Annotated in this window: 4 protein-coding genes and 1 pseudogene; 3 read left to right on the top strand and 2 right to left on the bottom strand. The window is 56.1% G+C overall.

Annotation, left to right across the window (positions count from 1 at the left end; all coding sequences use genetic code 11):
* Positions 1-215 precede the first annotated feature (215 nt).
* Positions 216-406, bottom strand: a pseudogene (locus IVA91_RS12670) (IS3 family transposase); the annotation flags it as partial.
* 81 nt (positions 407-487) lie between these two features.
* Positions 488-961 carry an Lrp/AsnC family transcriptional regulator gene (locus IVA91_RS12665; protein ID WP_247458802.1) on the bottom strand — a complete coding sequence of 158 codons (474 nt, stop codon included), beginning with the start codon at positions 959-961 and terminating at the stop codon, positions 488-490.
* Positions 962-1,114: 153 nt separating this feature from the next.
* On the opposite strand from IVA91_RS12665, the gene IVA91_RS12660 reads away from it, so the two are divergent.
* From IVA91_RS12660 to IVA91_RS12650, 3 genes are all read left to right on the top strand, one after another.
* The gene (locus tag IVA91_RS12660) at positions 1,115-2,629 is read left to right on the top strand and encodes an NAD-dependent succinate-semialdehyde dehydrogenase (protein ID WP_247458801.1); all 1,515 of its coding nucleotides are present in this window, start codon (positions 1,115-1,117) and stop codon (positions 2,627-2,629) included.
* 10 nt (positions 2,630-2,639) lie between these two features.
* Positions 2,640-4,028, top strand: coding sequence for an aminotransferase (locus IVA91_RS12655; protein ID WP_247458800.1), 1,389 nt, complete (start codon positions 2,640-2,642; stop codon positions 4,026-4,028).
* A gap of 167 nt (positions 4,029-4,195) precedes the next feature.
* A complete protein-coding gene (locus tag IVA91_RS12650) occupies positions 4,196-4,369 on the top strand; it encodes a hypothetical protein (protein ID WP_247458799.1) in 174 nt (57 codons plus the stop codon).
* Positions 4,370-4,434 lie beyond the last annotated feature (65 nt).

Genomic DNA, 4,434 nt, shown 5'->3' with positions numbered 1-4,434 from the left:
CTGCGAATCGGTGCCAGACAAGGAATCACGGTCGATTCCCGCGATGCAATAGTTGGTGCGCTCCCTCAGCCCTCTCGGCTAAATGTGGGTAATTGAAAGCTTCACCGGAGGGAGACCCATTTAGCCGCTTGGCTTGTGTAGGATCTCACTGTTCTCGGCTCTCCGGTGCCAGGGCATCCAGACTTCTTGGCCATCTCGTTCGGAACTTCGGCTCATTGGCCGCTGTCGATCTCGACGTTCTTGACCCGGTCTTGCAGCGTTTGCGGAATGCAGTCGATCTTGGCCGTAATCGACGTCACTGCCGCCCCAGCTCGACGGATACTCGCTGGCGTGATCCAGAAATAGGCGGGACCGCACGGGCCCTGATCTCGGGCGACAACTTGTTCGTGTCCTGCTCGTCGGGAATCTGGTGTCTTAACGCACGCGTCAGCTTTGAGGAAAAAGGATGAAAGTGCGCGAAAAGTTGTAGGGACGAATGCCTTCATGACTACTCCACCGGCAGCTCAATCGGAACCGCAAACCCAGCCTTTACGCGATCCATTATGACCATCGTCTTGAATCCCTTAATGTCCGGATTCTCATAGAAAAATCGCCGCGTGAACTGCTCGTAGTCTTCCATTGTGCGCGCAGTAATGTACAGGACGAAGTCGGCGTCACCGGTGACATAAAATCCATTGACCACTTCGGCAGACGATTTGATGGCTTTCTTGAACCTATCGATTATGTCGGACCGCTCCCGCTCTAGGCTCACTAGCACGAGCATTTGAATTGGTCTTCCAACCGCTCTTGCCGAAACTATCGAGACATCTGCCTCGATGATCCCTTCCGAGCGGAGTCTCTTGAGTCGGCGCTGGCAGGCCGTAGCCGAGAGCCCAGCCATTTCCCCAATCACCTCGGAGGTCAAGCGGTTATTCTTTTGCACAATCTCAAGAATCCGCGCGTCTATTCGGTCGTATCGCATATCGGCTCCAGGTCCTCAGGTCTGCGTTTCGCTGCCCAATGCCTGCCCCACGCAGGAAATCCTCCGAAGGGCAGGAAAATGCGAAGCAAATCTGTAAGCCATATCAGTATCCTGATTGTCGAGGCAATTTCAACAAGATGACCACGAGTTCAAATGGCGCTTCTCCCTGTTCGGCCCAGAAAGCTCCCTTCAGTCGGTCCCGCTACGCAGTATCTGCAAAATCTCAGCCGGCGCGACTTTACCGTCGGGGCTGCGCTTGTCGACGGTTGCTGGGTTTCGGGAGAGCAGAAAGACACAGTAGTCGACCCTGCCAACGGTGACGAAATTGCTGAGGTCGCCCATTGCTCTGCGGCGGATATGAATCGGGCGATCAGTGCCGCCGACCGATCGTTCCCCGCGTGGCGAGCTTTGTTGCCTTCGCAGCGAGGGGCGATCCTTAGGTTATGGGCCTCACTGATGCTCGCTCACGCGGAGGAGCTCGCCATCCTTGTGACGAGCGAGCAGGGCAAGCCGTTGGCTGAAGCTCGCCAGGAAATTATCTACGGTGCCGGATTTCTTGACTGGTTCGCAGCTGAGGGCGAGCGGGCGTACGGTGAGACGATCCCGAGTCACAAGATCGGGAGTTTACTTCAGGTGCGCATGCAGCCAATCGGCATCGCGGCTGCTGTAACTCCATGGAACTTTCCGGTCGCCATGATTACGCGCAAGGCTGGCGCCGCTCTTGCGGCAGGCTGCCCGATAATTGTGAAGCCTGCACCTGAGACCCCGCTCTCCGCTCTCGCTTTGGCGAGGTTGGCCGAAGAAGCCGGAATACCGCGCGGGGTGCTTCAAGTGCTCGTCGGAAATCCCGTAGAGCTCTCGACGCCGCTTTTGCGCGATGCAAGAATACGCGCTCTTTCATTCACCGGTTCGACCGAAGTTGGGCGTCTCCTCCTGGAGGGGTCGGCCGACACAATCAAAAAGGTGTCACTCGAACTCGGTGGGCATGCCCCGTTCCTGGTTTTTGACGATGTCGATCTTAGGAAGGCCGTCGAAGGCGCCATGGCCGCGAAATTTGCGACCTCAGGTCAGGACTGCCTGGCCGCTAACCGCATCTATGTTCAAAGCGGCGTGTACAATGCCTTTGTGGCAGCTTTTGCAGAAGCGATAGGTCAGCTCAAGGTCGGCCACGGTCTGGATCCTGAAACCGACATTGGGCCAATGACTAAAGCGTCGGTCGCTAACAAATGTCGCGCTCATATTGATGACGCCGTGAAGAAAGGCGCGAAAGCGTTCTCTATCGATCAGAAGGGCAGCCTTGGCTCGAACTTTGTCTCACCTACGCTGCTAAGTGACGTTACGGAAGAGATGGTGATTGCGCGGGAGGAGACGTTCGGGCCAGTGGCCGCGGTACTTCCGTTTTCCTCGGAGGAAGAGGTTGTCGTTAGAGCAAATGCCAACGAAATGGGGCTAGCCGGCTACATCTACACGGACAATCTTCGTCGGGCGCTGCGACTATCTGAGCAGATCGAGTGCGGGATGCTCGGCGTGAATACCGCATCATTTACGGGACCGCCCATTCCGTTCGGAGGATGGAAGCAATCCGGACTTGGCCGCGAAGGGTCGAGGTACGGCTTAGCCGAATATATGGAACTGAAATACATCTGCTTCGGCGATTTGGCGGGTTAGGAGAATTTTCGTGGTTGACATCAAAACCATCGCGGAACGAGACCGCGCGAGTGTTCTACACCCGTTTACTCAACTGAAAGAGTTCGCCAGTGGCAATATTGGCGATCCTACAATTGTAATAGGTGGTAAAGGCATTTGTATCCAGGACGCAGAGGGCCGCAGTTACATCGACGCTTTTGCCGGTCTTTACTGCGTGAATATCGGCTATGGTCGCACCGAAGTAGCGGCGGCCATCGCACGGCAAGCCTATCAGCTTGCATATTATCACACATACGCAGCGCACACGACCGAAGAGTTGGCGACTCTGTCGGATCGACTTGTGCGGATGGCACCGGGTAAAGCCAGCAAAGTATTCTTCGGGTTGTCCGGATCGGACGCGAATGAGACTCAAGCGAAGCTTGTTTGGTACTACAATAATCTTCGTGGCTTTCCTAAGAAGAAAAAGATTATCTCGCGGGAGCGCGGCTATCACGGTTGCTCAGTAATTTCCGGCTCGATGACGGGAATGTCGTTCTACCACGATCACATGGATCTTCCCTTTCAGGGCGTTCTGCACACGGGCGTGCCTCATCACTATTGGGGCGCCGAGCCAGGCGAGACGGAGGACGCCTTTTCCCGCCGCCGTGCGGCAGAACTTGAAGAGCTGATTGTCCGCGAGGGGCCGGAAACAATCGGCGCGTTTATTGCCGAGCCGGTGCTAGGCACCGGCGGTATCACGCCGCCACCTATAGGATATTGGCTTGAAATTCAGGCTGTGCTCAGGCGGTACGACGTTCTTCTGATCGTTGACGAGGTAATTTGTGGATTCGGTCGAACCGGCGCCGACTTCGGCTGTACTCTGTACGGCATAGAGCCAGACCTGGTGACAGTCGCAAAGGGCCTAACATCCGGCTACATGCCACTTTCGGGAGCCATCGTCAGCGAGAAGGTCTACGAGGTTATGGAGCAGGGCGCCGATCGAGTTGGTGCGTTTTCGCATGGGTATACCTACTCCGGGCATCCGATCGCGGCTGCCGCTGCCAATGCAGTCCTCGATATTGTCGAACAGGATCGCTTAGCTGATCGTGCGAGGGTTGTCGGCATGTATTTTCAGCGCCGTCTGAACGAGCGGTTCGCTCAGCTGGAGATCGTTGGCGAGGTTCGGGGAGTGGGTTTGCTTGGAGCTGTCGAGTTTGTCGCGGATCGTCAAGCAAAGCGGCGGTTTGATCCAGAGCTCAAGGTTGGCGCGCGCATTTCGAAGGCGGCTCGAGATCGAGGCCTCATTGCGCGAGCGATGCCGCATGGAGATATTCTAGGGTTTGCTCCGCCGCTTGTAGTCTCCGAAGCTGAAATAGACGAGATTGTGGACCTAGCGTATCAAGCCACCAAGCAAGTGATGGATGAACTCGCCAAACGATGAGGGGCTTAGGCATACGCCTTCCAAGCATTACTAATGCTGAGAGAGGCGCGACGAACGTGGCGCTTCCTGAGCGCTCACTGTTTCAGGCTTTTCCGCGCACAAAGTGATCATCTGCAAGGCAACTGATTCACCAATGTTGACTTGTCAGTTCGGGCTGGAGGAGGGTGATGAGCGACGAGCTGTACAGATTGACTGCGGTTCAAGCGGTGGAGTTGCTCAACAAGCAGGAAATTTCGCCCCTCGATCTGATCGAGGCGTCCGCCCGCCGTATTGCCGAGGTTGAGCCGGCTGTAAACGCCCTGCCAACCTTTCAATTACCCACATTTAGCCGAGAGGGCTGAGGGAGCGCACCAACTATTGCATCGCGGGAATCGACCGTGATTCCTTGTCTGGCACCGATTCGCAG

This window comes from Bradyrhizobium sp. 153, assembly GCF_023073835.1.
Taxonomy (GTDB): Bacteria; Pseudomonadota; Alphaproteobacteria; order Rhizobiales; family Xanthobacteraceae; genus Bradyrhizobium.
The sequence above is the reverse complement of the archived record's forward strand: the minus strand, read 5'-3'. Positions and strand labels throughout refer to the sequence as shown.